Annotated in this window: 23 protein-coding genes; 22 read left to right on the top strand and 1 reads right to left on the bottom strand. The window is 40.7% G+C overall.

What is annotated here, in order from left to right:
- Positions 1–616: 616 nt before the first annotated feature.
- The 20 genes from rpmH (at position 617) to glmU (ending at position 19,461) form a co-directional block, all read left to right on the top strand.
- Positions 617–751: a 50S ribosomal protein L34 gene (rpmH, locus tag EJ103_RS16525; protein WP_004335215.1), complete on the top strand. Its 135-nt coding sequence runs from the start codon at positions 617–619 to the stop codon at positions 749–751.
- 7 nt (positions 752–758) lie between these two features.
- Entirely contained in the window at positions 759–1,184 is a 426-nt protein-coding gene (rnpA, locus tag EJ103_RS16520; RefSeq protein ID WP_029772813.1) for a ribonuclease P protein component, read from the top strand.
- A 125-nt stretch (positions 1,185–1,309) separates the two neighbouring features.
- A complete protein-coding gene (yidD, locus tag EJ103_RS16515; protein WP_126008698.1) occupies positions 1,310–1,585 on the top strand; it encodes a membrane protein insertion efficiency factor YidD in 276 nt (91 codons plus the stop codon).
- A gap of 8 nt (positions 1,586–1,593) precedes the next feature.
- Positions 1,594–3,228: a membrane protein insertase YidC gene (gene yidC / locus EJ103_RS16510; RefSeq protein WP_126008696.1), complete on the top strand. Its 1,635-nt coding sequence runs from the start codon at positions 1,594–1,596 to the stop codon at positions 3,226–3,228.
- 136 nt (positions 3,229–3,364) lie between these two features.
- Positions 3,365–4,729, top strand: a complete 1,365-nt coding sequence (mnmE, locus tag EJ103_RS16505) for a tRNA uridine-5-carboxymethylaminomethyl(34) synthesis GTPase MnmE (protein ID WP_126008694.1) — start codon at positions 3,365–3,367, stop codon at positions 4,727–4,729.
- Positions 4,730–5,629: 900 nt separating this feature from the next.
- Positions 5,630–6,079 carry an FMN-binding protein MioC gene (mioC, locus tag EJ103_RS16500; protein WP_004588064.1) on the top strand — a complete coding sequence of 150 codons (450 nt, stop codon included), beginning with the start codon at positions 5,630–5,632 and terminating at the stop codon, positions 6,077–6,079.
- A 426-nt stretch (positions 6,080–6,505) separates the two neighbouring features.
- Positions 6,506–8,395 (top strand): tRNA uridine-5-carboxymethylaminomethyl(34) synthesis enzyme MnmG, encoded by a 1,890-nt coding sequence (gene mnmG / locus EJ103_RS16495; RefSeq protein WP_126008692.1) that lies wholly within the window; start codon positions 6,506–6,508, stop codon positions 8,393–8,395.
- A 15-nt stretch (positions 8,396–8,410) separates the two neighbouring features.
- Complete coding sequence (rsmG, locus tag EJ103_RS16490; protein ID WP_126008690.1) at positions 8,411–9,031, top strand: 16S rRNA (guanine(527)-N(7))-methyltransferase RsmG; 621 nt, start codon at positions 8,411–8,413, stop codon at positions 9,029–9,031.
- 14 nt (positions 9,032–9,045) lie between these two features.
- Positions 9,046–9,831 carry a ParA family protein gene (locus EJ103_RS16485; protein WP_004588067.1) on the top strand — a complete coding sequence of 262 codons (786 nt, stop codon included), beginning with the start codon at positions 9,046–9,048 and terminating at the stop codon, positions 9,829–9,831.
- 20 nt (positions 9,832–9,851) lie between these two features.
- On the top strand, positions 9,852–10,778 hold the full coding sequence (locus EJ103_RS16480; protein WP_126008688.1) for a ParB/RepB/Spo0J family partition protein: 927 nt from the start codon (positions 9,852–9,854) through the stop codon (positions 10,776–10,778).
- A 142-nt stretch (positions 10,779–10,920) separates the two neighbouring features.
- On the top strand, positions 10,921–11,301 hold the full coding sequence (locus EJ103_RS16475) for an ATP synthase subunit I (protein WP_024032126.1): 381 nt from the start codon (positions 10,921–10,923) through the stop codon (positions 11,299–11,301).
- 15 nt (positions 11,302–11,316) lie between these two features.
- Positions 11,317–12,174, top strand: coding sequence for a F0F1 ATP synthase subunit A (gene atpB / locus EJ103_RS16470; RefSeq protein WP_004588070.1), 858 nt, complete (start codon positions 11,317–11,319; stop codon positions 12,172–12,174).
- Between the two features lie 51 nt (positions 12,175–12,225).
- On the top strand, positions 12,226–12,459 hold the full coding sequence (atpE, locus tag EJ103_RS16465; protein WP_004588071.1) for a F0F1 ATP synthase subunit C: 234 nt from the start codon (positions 12,226–12,228) through the stop codon (positions 12,457–12,459).
- A 42-nt stretch (positions 12,460–12,501) separates the two neighbouring features.
- Positions 12,502–12,972 (top strand): F0F1 ATP synthase subunit B, encoded by a 471-nt coding sequence (gene atpF, locus EJ103_RS16460; RefSeq protein WP_004588072.1) that lies wholly within the window; start codon positions 12,502–12,504, stop codon positions 12,970–12,972.
- A 16-nt stretch (positions 12,973–12,988) separates the two neighbouring features.
- Entirely contained in the window at positions 12,989–13,522 is a 534-nt protein-coding gene (gene atpH / locus EJ103_RS16455) for a F0F1 ATP synthase subunit delta (RefSeq protein ID WP_126008686.1), read from the top strand.
- Positions 13,523–13,536: 14 nt separating this feature from the next.
- The gene (atpA, locus tag EJ103_RS16450) at positions 13,537–15,078 is read left to right on the top strand and encodes a F0F1 ATP synthase subunit alpha (RefSeq protein ID WP_004588074.1); all 1,542 of its coding nucleotides are present in this window, start codon (positions 13,537–13,539) and stop codon (positions 15,076–15,078) included.
- 60 nt (positions 15,079–15,138) lie between these two features.
- Entirely contained in the window at positions 15,139–15,999 is an 861-nt protein-coding gene (gene atpG, locus EJ103_RS16445) for a F0F1 ATP synthase subunit gamma (RefSeq protein ID WP_004588075.1), read from the top strand.
- Between the two features lie 33 nt (positions 16,000–16,032).
- The gene (gene atpD / locus EJ103_RS16440) at positions 16,033–17,418 is read left to right on the top strand and encodes a F0F1 ATP synthase subunit beta (protein WP_004588076.1); all 1,386 of its coding nucleotides are present in this window, start codon (positions 16,033–16,035) and stop codon (positions 17,416–17,418) included.
- A 13-nt stretch (positions 17,419–17,431) separates the two neighbouring features.
- Complete coding sequence (locus EJ103_RS16435; RefSeq protein WP_004588077.1) at positions 17,432–17,854, top strand: F0F1 ATP synthase subunit epsilon; 423 nt, start codon at positions 17,432–17,434, stop codon at positions 17,852–17,854.
- A gap of 248 nt (positions 17,855–18,102) precedes the next feature.
- Positions 18,103–19,461: a bifunctional UDP-N-acetylglucosamine diphosphorylase/glucosamine-1-phosphate N-acetyltransferase GlmU gene (glmU, locus tag EJ103_RS16430; protein WP_126008684.1), complete on the top strand. Its 1,359-nt coding sequence runs from the start codon at positions 18,103–18,105 to the stop codon at positions 19,459–19,461.
- A gap of 28 nt (positions 19,462–19,489) precedes the next feature.
- On the opposite strand, the gene EJ103_RS16425 is transcribed toward glmU, so the two are convergent.
- Positions 19,490–20,332 carry a LytTR family DNA-binding domain-containing protein gene (locus EJ103_RS16425; RefSeq protein ID WP_126008682.1) on the bottom strand — a complete coding sequence of 281 codons (843 nt, stop codon included), beginning with the start codon at positions 20,330–20,332 and terminating at the stop codon, positions 19,490–19,492.
- 141 nt (positions 20,333–20,473) lie between these two features.
- Between EJ103_RS16425 and EJ103_RS16420 the strand changes: the two genes are divergently transcribed.
- Both EJ103_RS16420 and EJ103_RS16415 read left to right on the top strand, forming a co-directional pair.
- Positions 20,474–21,685 carry an acyltransferase family protein gene (locus tag EJ103_RS16420; RefSeq protein ID WP_126008680.1) on the top strand — a complete coding sequence of 404 codons (1,212 nt, stop codon included), beginning with the start codon at positions 20,474–20,476 and terminating at the stop codon, positions 21,683–21,685.
- An 86-nt stretch (positions 21,686–21,771) separates the two neighbouring features.
- On the top strand, positions 21,772–23,565 hold the full coding sequence (locus EJ103_RS16415) for a choice-of-anchor I family protein (RefSeq protein WP_126008678.1): 1,794 nt from the start codon (positions 21,772–21,774) through the stop codon (positions 23,563–23,565).
- Positions 23,566–23,971 lie beyond the last annotated feature (406 nt).

Genomic DNA, 23,971 nt, shown 5'->3' with positions numbered 1-23,971 from the left:
AGTTAAACTCCCAGAGGTATAATTTTTATTCCCGCACATCAATAATGATTAAAAATCATGCATTTATTGCGTTCAATTGGCCAGCTACCCGACCCAAGACCGGGTATTATGAAGGCACTTTATCCACAAGTAAAAGATTGATTTTTATAAAATTGTTGATATCAGTGTATAAATATCTTAACAGACTGATTTATATCGACTTTTATTTTAAAGCCTGATAACAGATCATAACAAAAACACACTGAGATCGCGAACCAATTTTACGATCTAAATGAGTTTTCCCATGCTTTTATTCACTTTTCAAACACCAGCTGTGGAAAACTTCTTAATTATGATGATCCTAGTTGATCACCCTACTTTATTACGATCCACATTCTTTTAGTCACACTCGGCCATTAATTCGCCTTTTTGCGCAAAAGCAGACCATTTTGCTTTAAAATTAATCCATAAATATCAAGCCAGCGTACAAAAAATGTAATAAACACGGTGTTTACAGCGCAATTATGATTGACTTTAAAGTGCTTAATCTATAATATCTCGCGCTCGCAATGGCACCTGTGCCAGGATCGCGACCTGCATAGGATGTTTTAACTTTAACCGATCGGATGAGATTGTTATGAAAAGAACTTTTCAACCTAGCGTTTTAAAACGCAAACGTGCACACGGCTTCCGTGCTCGCATGGCAACTGTAAATGGCCGTAAAGTATTAGCACGTCGCCGCGCTAAAGGCCGCAAAGTTCTTTCTGCTTAATATATAAGTGGAAGACTTTAGCTTTGGCAGGGAGTTACGTCTGTTAACTCCCTCGCATTACTCTCGCATATTTAACGAACCCGCTCGGGCTGCAACTCCTTTATTTACTCTTTTAGCTAAACCTAATGACCAAGATAAACCTAGGTTAGGACTCACTGTTGCTAAAAAACGTGTAAAAAAGGCATGCCAACGTAACCGTATTAAACGACTCGCTCGCGAAAGTTTTCGTTTAAATCAACACACCATCGATAATATCGATATTGTGCTTATGGTAAAAAGTGGTATTGATGAGCAGTCTAACGAAGAAATAACCAAACAACTTACAAAGCTGTGGCGTAAAATAAATGAACGCTGCAAACCTGGTGCACCTAAACCACCACCTTTTAAAAAACGCCCAAACAAATCAGCTAAATCTAATAAACAAACCCGATAGCAATAGAATTGCAGGGTTAATTAGGGTATCTTTAGCTCACCTTTTAATCATGCGTTTAAAATCTCTAATTGAGCCTTTAAATACATGGTATCTATTCACTAAATATACGCAGGGGTATAAACACCATGAGGTTACTTAAACCACTTGTTGCTATTCCAAAGCGTTGTTTAGTGTTATTTATCCGCGGTTATCAAATGTGGATAAGCCCACTACTAGGCCCGCATTGTCGTTTTAATCCAAGCTGCTCTCATTACGCTATTCACGCAATTAATTTGCATGGATTTGTAAAAGGGAGTTGGTTAGCACTTAAACGCATATTAAAATGCCATCCTTTACATTCAGGCGGAGAAGACCCCGTTCCTGAAAAATTAACCCGTATTAACCACCAACACGAGAAATAAGAGCTGTTATGGAATCGCAACGCACGTTTTTATTAATCGGTTTAATGTTAGTGTCGTTTTTATTATTTCAAGAATGGAATAATGACTACAACACTCCTAAAGCCGATCCTAGTGCCACTACACAAACACTAAACACAACGTCACCAGAGTCAGATGATTATATACCGTCATCGTCAGATTCAGGTTTACCTGCTTCGGCTACCGCTGCTAAGCGTTCAGTTATTGACATTACGACTGACGTTTTCAAAGTAAAAATAGACACCAAAGGCGGTGACATTGTTGAAGCAGACTTACTCCAATATGAGGAAGTAAAAGGTGAAGAAACACCATTTATGCTTCTAGGCGAGTTTGATGGCAATCAATACTTCTCACAAAGTGGTTTAATTGGTTTAAATGGCCCAGACGCATCAGCGAATGGTCGCCCTACTTACCAAGCAACGCAAAAAGCCTACACGCTAAGCGGTGATGAGCTACGTGTACCACTTACCTATGTTGATAGTAATGGCGTTAGCTTCACTAAAACATACGTATTTAAAAAAGGTCAATACGATGTAGGCCTAGAGTACACAATAAATAATGCTACAAGTGCGCCAGTGCAAGTACAGCTATACACGCAAATTAAGCGTACCGTACAAGAAAAAGGCAGCTTAGTAGATCAAAACTATTTAGGTGCAGCTTACGGTACTGATGAAGAGTCGTACGAAAAATACAGCTTTTCAGATATGGCTGACAAAAACCTAAATAAAAACACCCAAGGCGGTTACGTTGCATTTATTCAGCATTACTTTGTAAGTGCATGGGTACCTAAGCAAGACGAAACACACACGCTTTACAGCTTAATTACTAAAAGTAATGCCGCTATTATTGGTACAAAAGCAGCGCCTATAAATGTACAAGCCGGCAGCGAGCAAACTCTTAATGCGACTTACTACATGGGTCCTAAAGAGTCAGATATTCTTGAAGCGATTCACCCAGATTTAGACTTAACTGTAGATTACGGTTGGTTATGGTTTATTTCGCAGCCTTTATTTGTACTTCTTAAATGGTTACACAGCATTTTAGGTAACTGGGGTGTCGCTATTATTGCCATCACTATTATCGTTAAATCGTTAATGTACCCACTGACTAAAGCGCAATACACGTCAATGGCTAAAATGCGTGCCCTTCAGCCAAAAATGGCTGCACTAAAAGAAAAATATGGTGATGACCGTCAAAAGTTCGGCCAAGCTACTATGGAAATGTACAAAAAAGAAAAAGTTAACCCTATGGGTGGCTGTTTCCCTATTTTGCTACAAATGCCAATTTTCTTAGCACTATTTTACGTATTCTTAGAATCGACAGAGCTGCGCCATGCAGAGTTCATTCTTTGGCTAACTGACCTTTCTACAAAAGACCCATACTACGTATTACCAATATTATTTGGTGCAAGTATGTTTGTGACGCAAAAACTACAACCAATGACGGTTACCGATCCAATGCAGCAAAAAATGATGACCTTTATGCCGGTTATCTTCTCTGTATTCTTCTTATGGTTCCCATCTGGTTTAGTACTTTACTGGTTAGTGTCTAACCTTATTTCTATTGTCCAGATGCTTATCATCTACCGTGGCATGGAAAAGCAAGGTATAAAAGTAAGAGGCTAGCTTAACGGCTACTCATATATAAGGCGACTTAGGTCGCCTTTTTTATTGCCTATTTTTTACCACAGCTATTCGCTACCAATAAATGCATAGGTTACAATAGCGCCATTAAAGTTACTCTCGTTGGCAAATAAATAGCATGATCAATCAAGACACAATTGCAGCACAAGCGACCGCTCCTGGGCGTGGTGGCGTAGGTATAATTCGGGTTTCTGGCAGCCTTGCTAAAAGCGTGGCCGAAAAAATAATAGGTAAAGTACCTAATCTTCGCTATGCCGACTACGTACCTTTTAAAAGTTTAAGCGGCGAGCAACTCGACCAAGGTATCGCTATTTATTTTGCAGGCCCAAACTCATTTACCGGCGAAGACGTACTTGAGCTGCAAGGTCACGGCGGCCCTGTTGTACTCGACATGCTATTAAAAGAAATTAGCCAAATAGAAGGCGTTCGCTTAGCTAAGCCTGGTGAGTTTTCTGAGCGCGCCTTTATGAACGACAAGCTTGATTTAACCCAAGCAGAGGCTATTAGCGATTTAATTAATGCAACCTCAGAGCAAGCAGCTAAAAGCGCCCTACAATCGCTACAAGGTGAGTTTTCTAAACACATTGAAACCCTAGTAGAAAAAGTTATTCATTTACGTATGTATGTAGAGGCAGCCATTGACTTCCCTGATGAAGAAATTGATTTTTTATCCGATGGCAAAGTATCGGGCGATTTAGATGCCATCATCAGTCAATTACACACAGTAACGGGCCAAGCTAAGCAAGGCAGTATTATGCGCGAAGGTATGCGCGTTGTTATCGCAGGGCGCCCTAATGCGGGTAAATCAAGCCTACTTAATGCCCTAGCAGGCCGCGAAGCCGCTATAGTAACCGAAATAGCCGGTACTACTCGCGACGTACTACGTGAGCACATTCATATTGATGGCATGCCACTGCATATTATCGATACCGCAGGCCTACGTGAAAGCCCAGACCGCGTTGAACAAATAGGTATAGAGCGCGCGTGGGATGAAATAAACCAAGCTGACCGCGTGTTGTTTATGCTTGATGGCACCGACACCACCGACACCGACCCACACGCAATTTGGCCTGAGTTTATGGCAAAATTACCGCAAGGTATGGGTGTTACCGTTATCAGAAATAAAGCCGATTTATCGGGCGACGCAGTAGGTATGGATGAAAACCAACAATACCCAGTAATTAGTTTAAGCGCTAAAAATGCGCAAGGTATTGAGCTTGTACGCGACCACTTAAAAGCTTGTATTGGCTTTCAGGGCGCAACAGAAGGTGGATTTATGGCGCGCCGCCGCCATTTAGATGCACTTGAACATGCGGCCTATCACTTAGATACTGGTAAAACGCAGTTAGAAATGCACGTAGCCGGCGAAATATTAGCCGAAGAGCTACGCTTAACGCAGCAGTACTTAAACGAAATAACCGGTGAATTTACCTCAGACGACCTACTAGGCAAAATATTTAGCTCGTTCTGTATTGGTAAATAACTCGCTAAAGCAGCATAAAATAACACTTACTTTAGGGCACATTAGTGCCCTTTTTTATGCCCGGTATAAAAATTTAAAAAGCTAAAACGGGGCTAAAATTAAATAAAAACGCGCCTGATTTTAGCGTATTCAACTCACCTCTTTAATCTCTCACAGTATAAAAAACACCACGTTAAGCGCGTAATTGGTGCTTTACATAGCTTAAAAAAGTACCAATATGACGCTAAAAGTATCCTTAAGTAGATCGTTTTAACTACGGTGTGTGAATTTATAAGCAAAAGTAACCGGTACTATTAAGGTCAACGCCCTCGTTTTTAATTGATCCACCAGCAAAACTCCTCGCTGAACTTGAAAAATAATAAGACTAATTAAAAAAGGTTATCCACAATCGCCTACTTTATGGCTAATAAAACAAGAATAGCGGCACATTTATAAGCTTAAACCGTCACGATCTATAAAAAAGCGTGGTTTATTACACTTATTTTCACTTTTTTAGGGCAGATCTGCTTAATCGGATCGTTTTTAAAAATTATTTTTGATCGCCTTTTTAAGTTATCAACAAGATTACTATCCACATTATGATCAACAACAGCTTAGCTATATAAAAACGTGGGCTGGTGGCCTCACTTATAATAAAAAATCAATGACTTAGCTTTATTTCGATCTACAAAGCATACTAGTTAAGCAGAGCTTTCCCCAACCTTATCAACAACTTGATCAGAAGATTACATTTAAATAGTTTTTGTTAATTCATTAATATTCAATAACTTATACAAGCGATTACAGCAAAGAGTAAAAACAACTCAAAAATAGTTATACAAAATTACAAAGGTTTTCTTTACTGCAAGGCTAACTCAGTTATCATAGCGGGCAAATAAGTAAAGTGTGATCAGTTTAAATATGAGTTCTGTAAATATAATCGTTGGTAGTCAAATGGGATCTGCAGAATATGTAGCAGAACAACTATGTGATGAGTTAAATAACCAAGGTATAAGTGCTGAACTACATGATCAACCTAATTTATCTGATATTGATCAACACAATACAATCTGGCTTATATGCACATCGACCTATGGCGCGGGCGATTACCCCGACAACCTTTTACCATTTATTGAGCAGCTAAATCAGCAAAGTGACTTATCTGCAATTAAATATTCAGTCATTGGCTTAGGCGATACCAGCTACGACACCTATAACCTTGCTGGGCGTAATATAAATAGTTTAATGGCCAGCAAAGGCGCAACATGCATAGCGCCAAGGCTTGAATTAAATATTCTTGATGAGGCATTACCCGAAGATACCGCCCTAGAGTGGTTAGATTCGTGGATAGAGAAAACACAATTAAAGTAATGTGATCGATTAAAATGCATAAAAAAAGTTACCCACAATTTACTAATAATTTAATAGCTTTTGTGGATAACCGCTGATCAAACTGCGTTTTTAAGCATGCTTATCCATGGGATAAGATCCAATCGATATTGGGCTGTGTATAAACCCCCTTTTTGATCAGAGCTTATTTGCCTGATGATCCGATCATATTAACACCTTTAGATCTGATCTAATTTTATGTTTTAAATGAATAAATAGAGCTTATCAACAGAAAACCCGATCACTAGTAGTAATAGTATTAAAAGATCTTTTTAAAAGATCCTTTATATTATAAGTGATCAGTGACTTAGATCTTGCCCACTGTTTAATCATTTATCTTCTGCTAATTTCTAGGTAGAATACGCTCCCTTTTGAAGTTTACTGGTTTGATTAAGTAGGATCCCATTAATGATTTTTCACGAAAAGTTTGACGTTATCGTAGTAGGTGGTGGACATGCAGGCACTGAAGCCTCATTGGCTGCTGCACGTATGGGGATGAATACCCTGCTGCTAACTCATAATATGGATACACTTGGTCAAATGTCTTGCAACCCTGCAATTGGTGGCATAGGCAAAGGCCATTTGGTTAAAGAAATTGATGCGCTAGGCGGTGCTATGGCACAGGCTATTGATAAAGGCGGTATTCAATTTCGTACCTTAAATTCTTCAAAGGGACCTGCTGTTCGTGCAACTCGAGCACAAGCTGATCGCGCTTTGTACAAAGCTGCAATTCAAAACACATTACAAAACCAAGAAAACCTAAAAATATTTCAACAATCGTGTGATGATCTTATCGTTGAAAACGACAAAGTTGTTGGCGTAGTAACCCAAATGGGATTACGTTTTAGCGCACCTAGTGTTGTATTAACCGTAGGTACTTTCTTAGGTGGCCAAATACATATTGGTTTAGAGAATTTTAAAGGTGGTCGTGCAGGCGATCCCCCTTCAATTGCACTTGCTGATCGTTTACGTGAATTACCTTTTAGAGTAGACCGTTTAAAAACAGGTACTCCACCACGTATTGATGCCCGTACAGTTGATTTTAGCAAGATGCAAGAACAACCAGGTGATGCGCCTACACCGGTATTTTCGTTTATTGGTAAACAAAGCGATCACCCACAGCAAATACCATGCTATATCACCTACACAAACGAAAAAACCCATGAGGTTATTCGTAACAATTTACATCGCTCGCCTATGTACTCTGGCGTAATTGAAGGTATAGGACCACGTTACTGCCCTTCAATAGAAGATAAAATTGTGCGCTTTGCTGATAAAGACAAGCACCAAATATTTGTAGAGCCTGAAGGTTTAACATCGTACGAGCTTTACCCTAACGGTATTTCAACCAGCTTACCTTTTGATGTGCAGTTACAAATTGTGCAATCTATAGATGGTTTTGAAAACGCACATATTTGTCGTCCTGGTTATGCTATTGAATATGATTTCTTTGACCCACGTGATTTAAAACAGTCATTAGAAACCAAGTTTATAGACGGGTTATTTTTTGCAGGCCAAATAAATGGTACTACCGGTTACGAAGAAGCCGGTGCACAAGGTTTAATTGCCGGCATGAACGCCGCCTTACAAGTACAAGGCAAAGATGCATGGACCCCACGTCGTGATGAAGCGTATGTGGGCGTACTAATAGACGACTTAGCAACGCTTGGTACAAAAGAACCGTACCGTATGTTTACTAGCCGTGCGGAATACCGTTTATTATTGCGTGAAGATAACGCTGATATTCGCTTAACAGAAAAAGGCCGTGAACTTGGTTTAGTTAACGATGAGCGCTGGCAGGCATTTAACGAAAAAATGGAAGTGATCGAAAAAGAGAAACAGCGTATTAAAGAAACCTGGATCCACAAAGATCATGCTGTGGTTGATCAAGTAAACGCCTTATTAAAAACACCGCTTACTCGTGAAGCAAGTTTAGAGGATCTACTTCGTCGTCCAGAAATTCGTTACGACGACTTAATGGCTATTGATGGGTTTGGATCTGAGTTTACAAACCAAGCTGCACTTGAACAAGTTGAGATCCATACTAAATACGCAGGCTACATTGCGCGCCAGCAAGATGAGATCAATAAACAGCTTCGTCATGAAGAAACCATTTTGCCTAAAGAGTTCGATTACTCAACGGTATCGGGTTTATCAAACGAGGTAGTTGCTAAGTTAACGGATGCGCGTCCAGACACTATTGGCCAAGCTTCTCGTATTTCTGGTATCACCCCAGCGGCGATTTCGCTATTATTAGTGTATCTGAAGAAGCAAGGCTTATTACGCAAAACTGCGTAATGGTAAAGGTAAACTGTGTTACAGCAACAATTAACAACATTGTTAGCGCAAACTGATATTGCGCTAACTGAAAAACAACAACAGCAATTAGTTAAATACGTTGAGTTACTAAACAAATGGAACAAAGCGTATAATTTAACATCTGTACGCTTACCAGAAGAAATGATGATTAAGCACATTATGGATAGCTTAGTTGTTGCACCTCATTTACCCGGTCATCATTATATTGATGTAGGCACAGGTCCTGGCTTACCAGGTATTGTATTAGCTATTGCACTACCTGATACGCATTTTGTATTGCTTGATAGCTTAGGCAAACGCGTTCGCTTTTTAATGCAAGTTAAACACGAGCTCGGGCTAAATAATGTCACCCCTGTGCAGTCAAGAGTTGAAGAATATCAACCAAGTGTTAAATTAGATGGCGTACTAAGTCGTGCGTTTGCTTCACTGCAAGATATGGTTGATTGGTGTTCACACTTAATTGATAACTCAGGCAAATTTATAGCGCTTAAAGGTGTGTTTCCTAGTGAAGAGCTAGAGTCGCTACCTGAGGGTGTAAAATTTGAAGATAAAATCTCGCTATTAGTGCCTGAACTTGATGCACAACGACATTTAATTATTCTTTCTAAAGACTAGGGATCAGAGACATAGTGGCAAAAGTCATCGCATTAGCAAATCAAAAAGGCGGCGTTGGTAAAACAACAACGGCTGTTAATCTCGCTGCATCTATGGCTGCAACGAAGCGTAAAGTGCTGTTAATAGATCTCGACCCCCAAGGCAACGCTACGATGGGTAGCGGTGTAGACAAATATGGCGATGTCGCCACCATTTACGATTTACTCATTGAAGAAAAACCAATGGATGAGGTGATAATCACTGAAACCTCGGGTGAGTATCATATGATAGCGGCCAACGGCGATGTAACCGCAGCCGAAGTAAAGTTAATGGAATTGTTTGCACGCGAAGTACGCCTTCGTAATGCGCTTGAAAAAATACAAGATAAATACGAATTTATTTTTATCGACTGCCCGCCTTCACTAAATATGTTAACAGTAAACGCCATGGCTGCTGCTGATTCTATTTTAGTACCTATGCAATGTGAATATTATGCGCTTGAAGGGTTAACCGCATTAATGGACACTATTACGCAACTTGCAAAGTTAGTTAACCCTAACTTACAAATTGAAGGCATTCTTCGTACTATGTACGATCCGCGCAATCGATTAGCAAATGATGTATCAGAACAATTAAAACAACATTTTGGCGATAAAGTATACCGCACCGTGATCCCACGTAATGTGCGTCTTGCCGAGGCACCTAGTTTTGGTGCACCAGCAATGTACTACGACCGCGCATCAAGTGGCGCAAAAGCCTACTTAGCACTTGCGGGCGAAATGCTACGCAGAAAAGAAAAAACAGCGCCGGTAGTCGCCTAACTTTAAGGTAAAAAAATAACATGTCTGCTAAAAAACGAGGTTTAGGCCGAGGACTCGATGCCCTTTTAAGTTCATCAAAACCAGCGCCGAGCTCAAGCAAGGAACAAGACACAGTAAATGTGACTGAAGCTGTACAAACTGCAGCACAGCCCGTTGCGAATGAGTTGCAAAAGCTGCCTATTGAGTTTTTACACTCAGGAAAATACCAGCCTCGTAAAGATATGTCTGAAGAAGCGCTTGAGGAGTTAGCAAGCTCTATCCGCTCTCAAGGCATTATTCAGCCAATTGTGGTGCGCCCAGTTGCAGAAAATAGCTTTGAAATAATTGCCGGTGAGCGCCGTTGGCGTGCTGCACAAATAGCAAAGCTTGAAAGCGTACCTTGTATTGTAAAAGATGTGCCAGATGAAGCCGCCGTTGCTATTGCGCTGATAGAAAATATTCAGCGTGAAGATTTAAACGCAATGGAAGAAGCTATCGCTTTAAACAGATTATTGAATGAATTTGAATTAACGCACCAGCAAGTTGCCGATGCGGTGGGTAAATCGCGCACGACCGTGACCAATTTACTACGATTAAACAATTTAAATAGTGATGTTAAAATTCTGTTAGAGCATGGCGACATAGAAATGGGCCACGCACGCTGTTTATTAGCACTTGAAGGTGAAGCACAATCTGACGCTGCAAGATTAGCCGTTGCTAAAGCGCTAACTGTTCGCGAAACCGAAAAGTTAGTACGCTCAATTTTAGAGCCGGTTGCTGCTAAAGAAGCACCTGAAAAAGACCCAGATGTTAAGCGTTTAGAGCAAAAATTAGGCGATAACTTAGGGGCTAAAGTAGAAATAAATTATAACGCGAAAGGCAAAGGTAAGTTGGTTATTTCTTACACCAATTTAGATGAGCTTGATAGCATTTTAAATCGTATAAATCACAGCAATACCGACCATTAAAATTTTACATGTCCGATAAGAGACATTTGTAGCTATTTTGTGTTACAAAGCGTCTACTCAAGTTGCAAAACTGGTAGGATTAAGTATAATTTCGCCAGTTTTCACACCCTAACAATTAGAACGCCATAAAGGTTAACTAAACGTGACTAATAAGTTAGCAAGACCTTATAGGCTTGCCGCATTTAAATTAATTTGTCTTCAGGGTATCGTAGCACTTGTAGCTGCAGTAATTATTTTTGTTGGTTGGGGAGTAAACGCCAGCGTATCAGCACTTGCCGGTAGCAGCGTAGCAATACTTCCCCACCTAGTATTTGCGCTTTATGCATTCAGATATATGGGTGCAAGCAAAGCAAATCAAGCGTATACCTCGTTAAAACGCGGTAACGGATTAAAATTTATGCTAACAATCGTATTGTTTGCACTGATACTCAAGTCAACCACGGTCGTTTTAGTGCCGTTTTTTTGTGTTTACGTATTTGTGCTCTTTACTGGATTGTTTGCACCCGTTTTTTTTAAACATTAACTTTTGGGATATAACATGGCTGCAGAAGAAGTTACTATATCAAGCCATATCCAGCATCACTTAACAAACGCTAAGATGTGTATGACCGACTCAGGTCTTGCCTTCAACAAAGCGTGTGCAGACAGTGGTTTCTGGACATGGAATATAGATACCCTCGCATGGTCAATCGGACTTGGTCTATTATTTTTATGGACCTTCCGAAGCGCCGCAAAGAAAGCACACACCGGAGTACCGGGTAAATTTCAATGTTTTATTGAAATGATTGTTGAGTTCGTTGGTGACAACGTACGTGACACATACCACGGTAAAAGCAAATTAATTGCTCCATTAGCCTTAACAATTTTTGTTTGGGTGTTCTTAATGAACTTAATGGATTTAATCCCAGTTGATTTCTTACCTGCACTTGCTGGTTTTGTTGGTGAACAAGCCTTTGGCATGGACTCACACGACGTTTACATGAAAATTGTACCTACCACAGACATAAACTTAACCGCTGCGTTAGCACTGGGTGTGTTTATTCTGATGATTGGTTACTCTATTAAAATTAAAGGGGTTGGTGGCTTCATTAAAGAGCTGACACTTCACCCGTTTAGCTCTAATAGCAAAGTGGCTATGATTTTCTTAATTCCTTGTAATTTATTACTAGAAACAATCGCTCTAGTGTCTAAGCCTTTCTCGTTAGCACTGCGTTTATTCGGTAACTTATACGCTGGTGAATTGATATTCATACTTATCGGCGCAGTTGGTTTAATGCAACTTCCGTTGCACTTTGTTTGGGCTGTATTCCATATCTTAGTAATCGTGTTACAAGCATTCGTATTTATGATGCTAACCATTGTTTACCTAAGCATGGCAAGTTCAGACAATCACTAATTTATACACTTTTTATATTTAACTTTAACAATTGAAACTTTGGAGAAAAAAATGGAACTAGTATTAGGTCTTAAGTACATCGCAGTTGCTTTACTTATCGGCTTCGGTGCAATCGGTACTGCTATCGGCTTCGGTAACATGGGTGGTAAATTCCTAGAAGCATGTGCGCGTCAGCCTGAACTTGCACCTTCATTACAAGTTAAGATGTTCATCCTAGCTGGTCTAATCGATGCGGTAGCAATGATCGGTGTTGGTATCGCAATGGTAATCCTGTTCGTACTTTAATTTTATTTTTTGAACAGCTTACTATTTTAAGGAGGAGCGGTCGTGAACATAACAGCCACTCTTATCGGTGAATTAATTGCGTTTACGGTGTTTGTACTATTTTGTATGAAATATGTATGGCCACCACTTAATGATGCAATTGAGTCTCGCCAGAAGAAAATTGAAGATGGTTTAGCTGCCTCTGATAGAGCCGAAAAAGACTTAGAACTTGCGCAACAAAAAGCTGCAGAACAGCTTAAAGATGCAAAAGCTCAAGCGGCTGATATCATTGAACAAGCTAAAAAGCGTGCCGTGCTTATTGTTGACGAAGAAACTGTTCGTGGACAAGAAGAGCGTGAAAAAATTATTGCTCAAGGGCACTCTGAAATTGAATCAGAGCGTAACCGTGTAACAGAAGAGCTACGTAAGCAAGTAGCAACTCTGGCAGTGGTTGGCGCTGAAAGAATTTTAGAGCGTGAAATCAATCAAGCCGCACATAGTGACATCGTTGAAAAACTTGTCGCTGAGCTGTAATTAGGAGGGTATGAGCATGTCTGAATTGACTACTATCGCTCGCCCATACGCTAAAGCGGCTTTTGAACTTGCCGTTGAAAAAGGCACGATTGAAAGCTGGAATGACATGTTGTTTTTTGCAGGCGAAGTTGCCAGCAATGAACAAGCATCAGCCATTCTAGCTGGATTGCCTACTGCTACTGCACAATCTGAGTTATTTATTAACTTATGTGCTGAGCAGCTCAACGAACAAGGTCAGAACCTAGTTAAGGTGATGGCTGAAAATGGACGTTTGATTGCACTGCCAGAGGTTGCTCAGTTATTCGCTGCGTTTAAAGCAGAGTATGACAAAGAAATCGACGTAGATGTGATTTCGGCAACCCCTCTTGCTGCAGCGCAGCAAGAGTCATTGGTAGCGACACTTGAAAAACGTTTCGCACGCAAAGTTAAGCTGAATTGTAGTGAAGACGCTGCAGTTGTTGGCGGCCTTATTATTAAGGCGGGTGACACTGTAATCGACGGCTCAGTACGCGGTAAATTAAACCGCTTAGCCACAACACTACAATCGTAATTGGGAAAAAGAGCATGCAACTTAATTCCACTGAAATTTCAGATCTGATCAAACAACGTATTGAGCAGTTCGAAGTTGTAAGTGAAGCTCGTAACGAAGGTACTATCGTATCTGTTACTGACGGTATCATCCGCATCCACGGTCTAGCTGACTGTATGCAAGGTGAGATGATTGAGCTTCCAGGCAACCGTTATGCTATCGCACTAAACCTTGAGCGTGACTCAATTGGTGCAGTAGTTATGGGTCCTTACGCTGACCTTACTGAAGGCGTAAAAGTATACACAACTGGTCGTATCTTAGAAGTTCCTGTTGGTGCTGGCTTACTTGGTCGTGTTGTAAACACACTAGGTGCTCCTATCGACGGTAAAGGCGCTTTAGATAACGACGGTTTTGAACCTGTAGAAAAAATTGCACCAGGTGTAATCGAGCGTCAATCTGTAGATGAGCCAGTTCAAACTGGTTACAAATCTATTGATGCGATGATTCCAGTTGGTCGTGGTCAGCGTGAACTTGTAATCGGTGACCGCCAAACAGGTAAAACTGCACTAGCAATCGATGCAATCATCAACCAAAAGAACACAGGCGTTAAGTGTGTGTACGTAGCGGTTGGCCAAAAAGCATCTACTATTGCTAACGTAGTACGTAAATTAGAAGAGCACGGTGCACTTGCAAATACTATCGTAGTTGTAGCATCTGCTTCTGAGTCTGCGGCACTTCAGTACTTAGCACCGTTCTCGGGCTGTACTATGGGTGAATACTTCCGTGACCGTGGTGAAAACGCATTAATCGTATATGATGATTTATCTAAGCAAGCTGTTGCTTACCGTCAAATCTCATTACTACTTAAGCGTCCACCAGGTCGTGAAGCATACCCAGGTGACGTATTCTACCTTCACTCGCGTCTTTTAGAGCGTGCATCGCGTGTAAACGCTGATTACGTTGAAAAGTTCACTAACGGTGAAGTGAAAGGACAAACTGGTTCATTGACGGCATTGCCAATCATTGAAACTCAAGGCGGCGACGTTTCTGCGTTCGTACCGACAAACGTTATCTCTATCACCGATGGTCAGATCTTCTTAGAAACTGACTTATTCAACTCAGGTATCCGTCCGGCAGTAAATGCTGGTATCTCGGTATCGCGTGTTGGTGGTGCTGCACAAACTAAAATCGTTAAGAAACTAGGTGGCGGTATCCGTCTAGCCCTAGCTCAGTACCGTGAATTAGCTGCGTTCTCGCAGTTCGCGTCTGACCTTGATGATGCAACTCGTGCTCAACTTGAGCATGGTGAGCGTGTAACAGAGCTAATGAAGCAGAAACAGTACGCACCAATGTCTGTTGCTGAAATGTCTTTGTCGTTATTTGCAGCTGAGAAAGGTTATCTTAAAGATATCGAAATCTCTAAAATTATGGATTTCGAAGCAGCTTTACTTTCTTATGCAAGTAGCACATACGCAGAGCTTGTGGCTCAAATCAATGAAACTGGTAACTACAACGCCGAGATCGAAGCGCAGCTTAAAGAACTTCTTGAGAAGTTCAAGTCTACGCAAACTTGGTAATTTAGTTATTAATGGTGCGCTTTAGTTTACTAAAGCACACCTTGATTCGGAGAGAGAGTCATGGCCAGCGGAAAAGAGATTAAAAGCAAGATCGGGAGTATTAAAAATACTCAAAAGATCACTAGCGCAATGGAAATGGTTGCTGCGTCTAAAATGAAAAAGGCGCAAGAACGAGTGGCTTCAAGCCGTCCATACGCTGACAAATTACGCAAAGTAATTGGTCGTGTTGCTCAAGCAAATCTTGATTTTACTCACCCGTTCTTAGAAGAACGTGAAGTAAAACGAGTTGGTTATATTGTTATCTCTACAGACCGTGGTCTATGTGGCGGCTTAAACTCAAATGAGTTTAAAAAAGTTGCATTAGACATTAAAGCGTGGAAAGAAAAAGGTGTGGACGCTGAGTTTGCAACTTTAGGTAGCAAAGCTGCTAGCTTCTTTCAACGTTTTGGCGGTCAAGTGCTTGCTAAAAAAGCAGGCCTTGGAGATAAGCCTTCAGTACAAGACGTAATTGGTCCTGTAAAAATTATGCTAGATGCATTCTCTGAAGGTAAAATTGACCGTTTATTCCTGGTATATAACAACTTCGTTAATACCATGAAGCAAGAACCAACAATTGACCAGTTACTCCCTTTGCCAAAAGCTGAAGAAGAAGTATCTGCCCACACATGGGACTACTTATACGAGCCAGGCCCAGACGCTATATTAGAGTCTTTGCTTGTACGCTTTGTTGAGTCTCAGGTATACCAAGGTGTGGTTGAGAACGCTGCCTCTGAACAGGCTGCCCGTATGGTTGCAATGAAAGCTGCAACAGATAATGCCGGCGACCTTATGGATGAGTTACAGCTTGTTTATAACAAGGCCCGCCAAGCGGCAATCACACAAGAAATTAGTGAGATTGTTTCTGGTTCAGCCGCAGTTTAATGCTTCAGGCAAAGATTAACGAGAGGAATAGACATGAGTTTAGGTAAGGTCGTCCAAATTATCGGTGCCGTTGTGGATATTGAGTTTTCTCAAGACAACGTGCCAGCCGTATATGACGCGCTAAAAGTAACAGATGGCGATTTAGCTGGTTTGACTTTAGAAGTTCAACAACAGCTAGGTGGCGGTGTTGTTCGTACTATCGCACTAGGTACTACTGACGGTTTACGTCGTGGCGCAGCGGTAGAAAATACAGGTGAAGCGATTCAAGTTCCAGTTGGTAAAGCAACGCTTGGTCGTATCATGAACGTACTTGGTGAGCCAATCGATGAAGCTGGCCCAATCGGCGAAGAAGACCGTATGTCTATTCACCGTGCAGCGCCTTCATACGAAGAGCAATCAAGTTCAGTAGAACTTTTAGAAACTGGTATCAAGGTAATCGACCTTGTATGTCCATTTGCTAAAGGTGGTAAAGTTGGTTTATTCGGTGGTGCCGGTGTAGGTAAAACCGTAAACATGATGGAACTTATCCGTAACATCGCAATCGAGCACAGCGGCTACTCAGTATTCGCAGGTGTTGGTGAGCGTACTCGTGAGGGTAACGATTTCTACCATGAGATGAACGATTCAAACGTACTTGATAAAGTATCGCTTGTATACGGTCAGATGAACGAGCCTCCTGGTAACCGTTTACGCGTAGCGTTAACTGGTCTTACTATGGCTGAGAAGTTCCGTGACGAAGGTCGCGATGTACTTTTCTTCGTAGATAACATCTACCGTTACACGCTTGCTGGTACAGAAGTATCTGCACTTCTTGGTCGTATGCCATCAGCGGTAGGTTATCAGCCTACACTTGCTGAAGAAATGGGTGTACTTCAAGAGCGTATCGCTTCAACGAAGACAGGTTCAATTACATCAATCCAAGCGGTATACGTACCTGCGGATGATTTAACGGATCCATCTCCAGCAACTACCTTTGCTCACTTAGATGCAACAGTAGTACTTTCACGTGATATCGCATCACTTGGTATCTACCCAGCGGTAGACCCACTTGATTCATCTTCACGTCAACTTGACCCATTAGTAATTGGTCAAGAACACTACGATACAGCACGTGGCGTTCAAACAGTTCTTCAGCGTTACAAAGAACTTAAAGACATCATTGCTATCCTAGGTATGGACGAGCTTTCTGACGAAGATAAGCAACTTGTATCTCGTGCACGTAAAATCCAGCGTTTCCTATCTCAGCCATTCTTCGTGGCAGAGGTATTTACAGGTGCGCCAGGTAAATACGTTTCACTAAAAGACACAATTGCTGGCTTTAAAGGCATTCTAAGCGGTGAATTTGATGACCTTCCAGAGCAAGCGTTCTACATGGTTGGCTCTATCGAAGAAGCTCAAGAAAAAGCTAAAAGCATGTAATTAGGAGGGTAGTATGGCAGCTATGACTGTACATCTTGACGTAGTAAGCGCAGAGCAGAGCTTGTTCTCTGGTCTAGTTGAATCGATTCAAGTATCTGGTAGTGAAGGTGAGCTTGGTGTTAATGCCGGTCACGCCCCACTACTAACTGCCCTTAAACCTGGTATGGTACGTTTAGTTAAGCAACATGGTGAAGAAGAACTCATCTACATTGCTGGCGGTACACTAGAAGTTCAACCGAACATAGTAACCGTACTTGCTGATACAGCTGTTCGTGGTGAAGACCTAGACGAGCAAGCCGCAGAGCAAGCTAAGCGTGACGCAGAAAGCCAAATGGCTAATGCGTCAGCAGCTGAATTTGATTATCAAAAAGCAGCTATGCAACTAGCAGAAGCTATTGCACAACTTCGCGTAATTCAGCAATTACGTAAAAAGTAAGCCTATCCGGTTTTTAAAAGCCCACGTTATGTGGGCTTTTTTGTGCCTGTAATTTGGCTTTACACTTATATCGGTTAGCAAAGCTAGTTACAATAAGTGTAATTATTATGAATAGTTTGTTTATGATAGATTCAGCCATTATTTTTTATAATACGGCTGAGTATGTATACATGGAGTGACATGCGTAATCTAGTTAAGCTACTTTCATTAACTCCTCACTAAAACAACGGAAAAAGGAAATTGTTTTAATGGCTCTAACAACAGTAATTCTTGCTGCGGGTAAAGGTACTCGTATGCGCTCTGCTCTACCAAAAGTACTGCATAAAGTGGCAGGTAAACCTATGGTGCAGCATGTTATAGATAACGCAAAGGCACTTGGTGCAACCACCACTAATTTAGTTTACGGGCATGGCGGCGAACTATTACAACAACAACTTGCCGATAACGACGTAAACTGGGTACTGCAAGCAGAACAACTTGGTACTGGCCACGCAGTAGCACAAGCAAGCCCTCATATTAATGATGACGACACTGTACTTGTTTTATACGGCGATGTACCCCTTACAAAGCAATCAACACTTGAGCGCTTACTAGCCGCAACACCTAAAAATGGTTTAGCTGTATTAACAGTTAATTTGGTTAACCCAAATGGCTACGGCCGCATGCTACGAGAAGAGGGCAAGCTTGTAGGTATTATTGAGCAAAAAGATGCAAGCGCTGAGCAGCTACTTATCAGCGAAGTAAACACCGGCATTATGGCGGTAAATGGCAAACTTTTAAAAACATGGTTAGGCAATCTATCTAACAATAATGCGCAAGGCGAATACTACCTTACAGATATCGTTGCTATGGCGCATAGTGAAGGTGTAGAAATCACCTCAGCACAGCCCGAACATGCAATGGAAGTAGAAGGTGCAAACAACCGCGTACAACTTGCAGGCCTAGAGCGTGCTTATCAAGCATGGCAAGCAGAAGAGCTAATGTTAAATGGTGCCACCCTAGCCGACCCTGCTCGTATTGATGTACGTGGCAATGTTAAAACAGGCGAAGACGTATTAATTGATATAAACGTTATTTTTGAAGGTAATGTAACCCTTGGCAATAACGTACAAATTGGCCCTAACTGCGTACTTAAAAACTGTACCATAGGCGATAACGTTGTAATAAAAGCGAATACCCTAATTGAAGATGCAAGCGTAGCGGCTAAATGTACGCTGGGCCCATATGCTCGCCTGCGCCCTGGTGCGGTAATGGAAGAAGACTCACACATTGGTAACTTTGTAGAGATGAAAAAAACCCGCTTAGGGAAAGGTTCTAAAGCAAACCACTTAAGTTACTTAGGCGATGCTGAAATTGGCGAAAAAGTGAATATAGGCGCAGGTACTATTACCTGTAACTACGATGGAGTTAATAAAGCAAAAACCATTATTGGTGATAACGCCTTTATTGGTTCAAATTCATCACTTGTTGCTCCTGTAAATATTGGTACAACAGCAACTGTAGGTGCAGGCTCTGTGATCACCAGTACCGTTGAAGATGAACAGCTTGCAATAGCACGTTCTAAACAGCGTAATTTAACGGGCTGGAAACGCCCGGTTAAAAAATAATTATAAAAGGCTACTTCGGTAGCCTTTTTTATTTCAGTTGAAGTTTAAACTGTTCTTTATAGCGCCTAGATAAGTTAAGCATCTTACCTGTAGTAAGTTTTATTTCACTATCGCCACTAGGTAACGGTGTTATAGATTCTATTCTATCTAGATTTACACCATGACTGCGGTGGATTCTACAGAAACCTTTCTCTTCTAGTTGCTCACTTAGCGCTGTAAGGGTCGTTCTTAAAGGGTAAATAGACGTGCCAATATACAAGTTTACATAGTTGCCCGATGATTCAAGCCAATCAACATCGTCTATTTTTACAATAAACTCTTTACCATGCTTTTTTACAAGCAACCGGTTTAGACTAGGTGTGGCTTGTTGCTCGCTTTCTTCTATAGAAGATGCCTCCCCAATTAATTGCTGAACGACATATTGATATACTTTTATGAGCGCAATAAAAAATATAAAGCTTATAGCATCTTTTTGGTATTCGTATATTAATTCAAACCAACTCAATCCAAAATCATAAGAGCGACCCCAAGCTAAATATACAAGCTTGCGACTGCCTACCATAATAGCAATATGTAACATGCTAAATATAATTGAAGCGCCAAAAAACATACCCAATGAAGCAGGTATTTTATGCCATTTAAAAGGTGTGTTATTCAAAAACCAAATTAAAGCCGGAAACATAAGCAAAGATCCTAGCGCGCTTGAATACTCCCATACAAATGGCTCCCAAATTAAAAATGTTAAATCTCCTGATCTTTTTATCTCCATGATTTGGGTTGTTGCATTTACGGTATTATTAATTAATACGTAAGCACACAGTAATACTGATGCGTATAAGGTTTGAAAACGCTGAAAGTGTTGTAGGTTCATAGTATGTGCTTATATTTATGTGGTGGGTTTATCCCTAAATACCACCGTTTATCACTATTATCTGTAATATAAGCACTTATGAATAGTTTTTGCGAGTCGTTTAAGTCCTACTAGTACCAATAGGTATACATTGGTTTTAGCATGAATAAACAATTACACGTAACAAACCGCCATTACTTTCTTGATTGGCTGAGAGTCATTGCGTTTGCTGTACTTATTTTTTATCACATTGGCATGTTGTACAGCGAAAACTGGGGCTTTCACTTTAAAAGCACTTATATATCTCACTACGTAGAGTATTTTTTGTTGGTGTTTGCTCCTTGGAGAATGCTACTGATTTGGTTTATATCTGGAGTAGCACTTCGCTTTATGCTCGATAAAGTGAGAGGTGTTAAATCAAATGCGTTATTTGTTTTAAATCGCTCTATTTTTATATTACTACCATTGCTGGTGGGGTTATGGTTAATAGTTCCCTTTCAGTTGTATGCAGAAATGTCGCAAAAAAGCGTAATAGACATAACGTATTGGCAGTTCTACTTAGCGTTTTTAGATATTAATAATGAGATTTTTGCTAATTACCAGTCTGGGGTATGGCCGCACGTAGACGTAAATCATTTATGGTATTTACGCTCTCTTTGGCAGTTCATGCTTATCATTATTTTATTTTCACTATTCATGAAGCTCCCTTTTTTTACGCCTTTACTCAAGTTAGGTAAAGTGAGGCTGCCATTACTGGTAAGCTTATTAGTCATAGCCATGTTGCTTACACATAACTACTTAGAGGGAGATGCTGTAAGGGAGGCTAACGGCTTTATATTTCTATTTATAGGGTTTCTGTTAGCCAAACACAATTATTTTTGGGCGAGCCTAAAACACTATTTTTGGGTGTTATGTGTAAGCTTTACCCTGCTGTGTATATACATATTAATGGCTTACCAAAACGTATTTGATTTACCTAGTTATATTTTTATTACTATATACAATATTCAAAGAGTATTGGGAGTGCTTACCATGCTTGCACTCGCACAGCATTTTTTAAACTTTAAAACTAATTACTTAAAAACATTTAATAGCTGGGTGTTTCCTTTTTATTTATTGCACCAAAGTGTACTCATAATCCTATGTTTTGTTTTGCAGCCTTTAGAGGTAGGTTCTTTTATTGAACCACTCTTGGTTGTTATTGGTACATGGTGTATTTGCGCGGTTATTACGTTAATAGTGACACGTATAGATATTTTAAGGCCTTTAATAGGTGTTAAAACTCAAAATAGCTATTCCCAGCCTTATAAATTATTAGGTTATACAGTAAGCCTTATTCTTGTATGTCCCTTAGCATTTAAACTCGTTTTTTAAGTTAAAAAAGCTTTATTAAAAGTGCAATAGCTTTGTCATACCTGTGTGTTGTTATTTTGTTCAATACCACACTAAGGAAAATAACAATGTTAAAAAGGTCTCTTATAGCACTTTCACTCATATCAATATTAACGGGTTGCTCACTAGATGGAGATGACGGCCAAGACGGCACGCAAGGTATCCAAGGGGAGCAAGGCACAGCAGGTCAAAATGGTACTAACGGCACCAATGCAAACTCTGCGTTAAATATAAGTTTAGTAGGCCGCGCTGTACTTAATGCCCAAAGCCCCGAAGGTGCAGCCGAAATAGTCGCATATCAAGCATCTAAAAAGTGGATTTACGCCATTAACAGCTCTGGTGATGAAGCCGTTGTTAATATTATACCCGCCGACACTTTTGATACGACGGCCCTTGTTCAAGATAACGAAGGGATAGTGAGTGCAACTAACCTAACATCAACCATTACCCTTACCTTAAACGACAACACCCCAGGCGATGCCAACAGCATAGCAATAGATGAAAACAACCAAATGCTAGCTGTGGCTATGGCTGCTAAAAATGTGGGCGAAGCGGGTCAAATTGCATTTTACGACATAAGCGGCGATGCACCCGCATTCATAAAAAATGTACCAGCAGGCTTTTTACCAGACATGGTGACTTTTAATCAAGACGGTACAAAAGTAGTTGTAGCCAATGAAGGTGAACCTAATGGCGATTACAGTATCGACCCAGAAGGCTCTGTAAGCATAATTAATATAGTAGAAGGTGTAGTAGCCGATACGGCAACTAATATTGACTTTACTACTTACAATAGTCAGCAAGCTGAACTTGAGTCTGATGGATTTGTGTTTGCTAACCCTACTGGGCGCACTATTAACGGAAATGTAATAAATACGACAGTAGCTATGGACTTAGAGCCTGAGTACGTCAGCATTTCTAAAGATAACAAATATGCCTACGTATCAATTCAAGAAAATAACGGTCTGGCTATTATTAACCTAGAAGATAATAGCGTAGAGCTAAAAGCGCTAGGCTTTAAAGACTGGTCAGATTTACAAATAGATGCATCAGATAAAGACGGCGGTGTTAATTTTAAATCGTACCCAGGGCTTTACGGTATGTATCAGCCAGATACAATCTCAAGCTTTAGCTGGAAAGGCGCAAATTTTATAGTATCGGCAAATGAAGGTGATGCACGCGAGTACTTCTTTGATGTAACAGATGAAGCAGACTGCGCAGCAAAGGGCGGCCTTGATTACGATGAAGATGATGGCTGTCTTGCCTATATAGATGAAAGCCGTGTTGAAGATTTAACGCTTGCAGCTAATTTTGACTACTTAAATAACGACGATGACGATATAGGCCGCTTGAAGGTAAGCACTGTAAAAGGTGATACGAATGACGACGGTCAATACGAATCGCTTTATGCCTATGGTGCACGCTCATTTACTATTTGGGACAGTAATGGGCTGGTGGTATTTGACTCAGGCGATGACATAGGTCGTATTACCGCATCGGTTCATGGTGAAGCCTTTAATAACAATGAAGATGAAAACGAAGGAGACACACGCTCAGATGATAAAGGCGCAGAACCCGAAGCGCTAACAATAGGTACGATAGACGAACGCACTTTTGCCTTTATAGGTCTTGAGCGCATGGGCGGGATTATGGTTTACGATATTACCAACCCTTACGATGTGCAATTTGAAGATTACTTTTATAACCGTGGTGTAATAGAAGGGGCAGATACAACCGGCGACCTTGCACCCGAAGGCATGGTGTTTGTACCTGCCGAACAAAGTGCGACAGGCGAGCCTCTGCTTATAATCGGTAATGAGATCTCAGGTTCTATAGCTGTATGGCAAATCGCAGCAAATTAAAACCAACAAAGCAGTACAGCGATTACTAAATGTACTGCTTTTTCTAACGCGCAAATATTAGCTGTAAAATAGCGGCTTAACATGCGCGTTTTTTAATCTAAAATCAGCCTGTAGGCCTTTATTAGTATGCGTTTCATACTAAATTCATTTATTTGTCAAAAAGCTGAAATAAAACATTGACCCCCGCTCGAATCTCCCTATAATGCGACCCCACTGAGACGGGAAACGCTGAAGCATAGCAAGGCACAACGGCTCAGAGAGTTAAGTAAAACTTCGGTTTTAAATCTTCTAAAAAGAAAGTTTAAAATTAAGTGTTGACTCAAAAAATAAAGGGTGTATTATACGCATCCCTAGCGACAACGTCGCAACGTTCTTTAACAATATAAAGCAATCATCTGTGTGGGCA

The organism is Pseudoalteromonas sp. Xi13 (genome assembly GCF_003952205.1).
Classification (GTDB): Bacteria; Pseudomonadota; Gammaproteobacteria; order Enterobacterales; family Alteromonadaceae; genus Pseudoalteromonas; species Pseudoalteromonas atlantica.
Note: the sequence above shows the minus strand (reverse complement) of the source record. Positions and strands in the feature narration are given on the sequence as shown.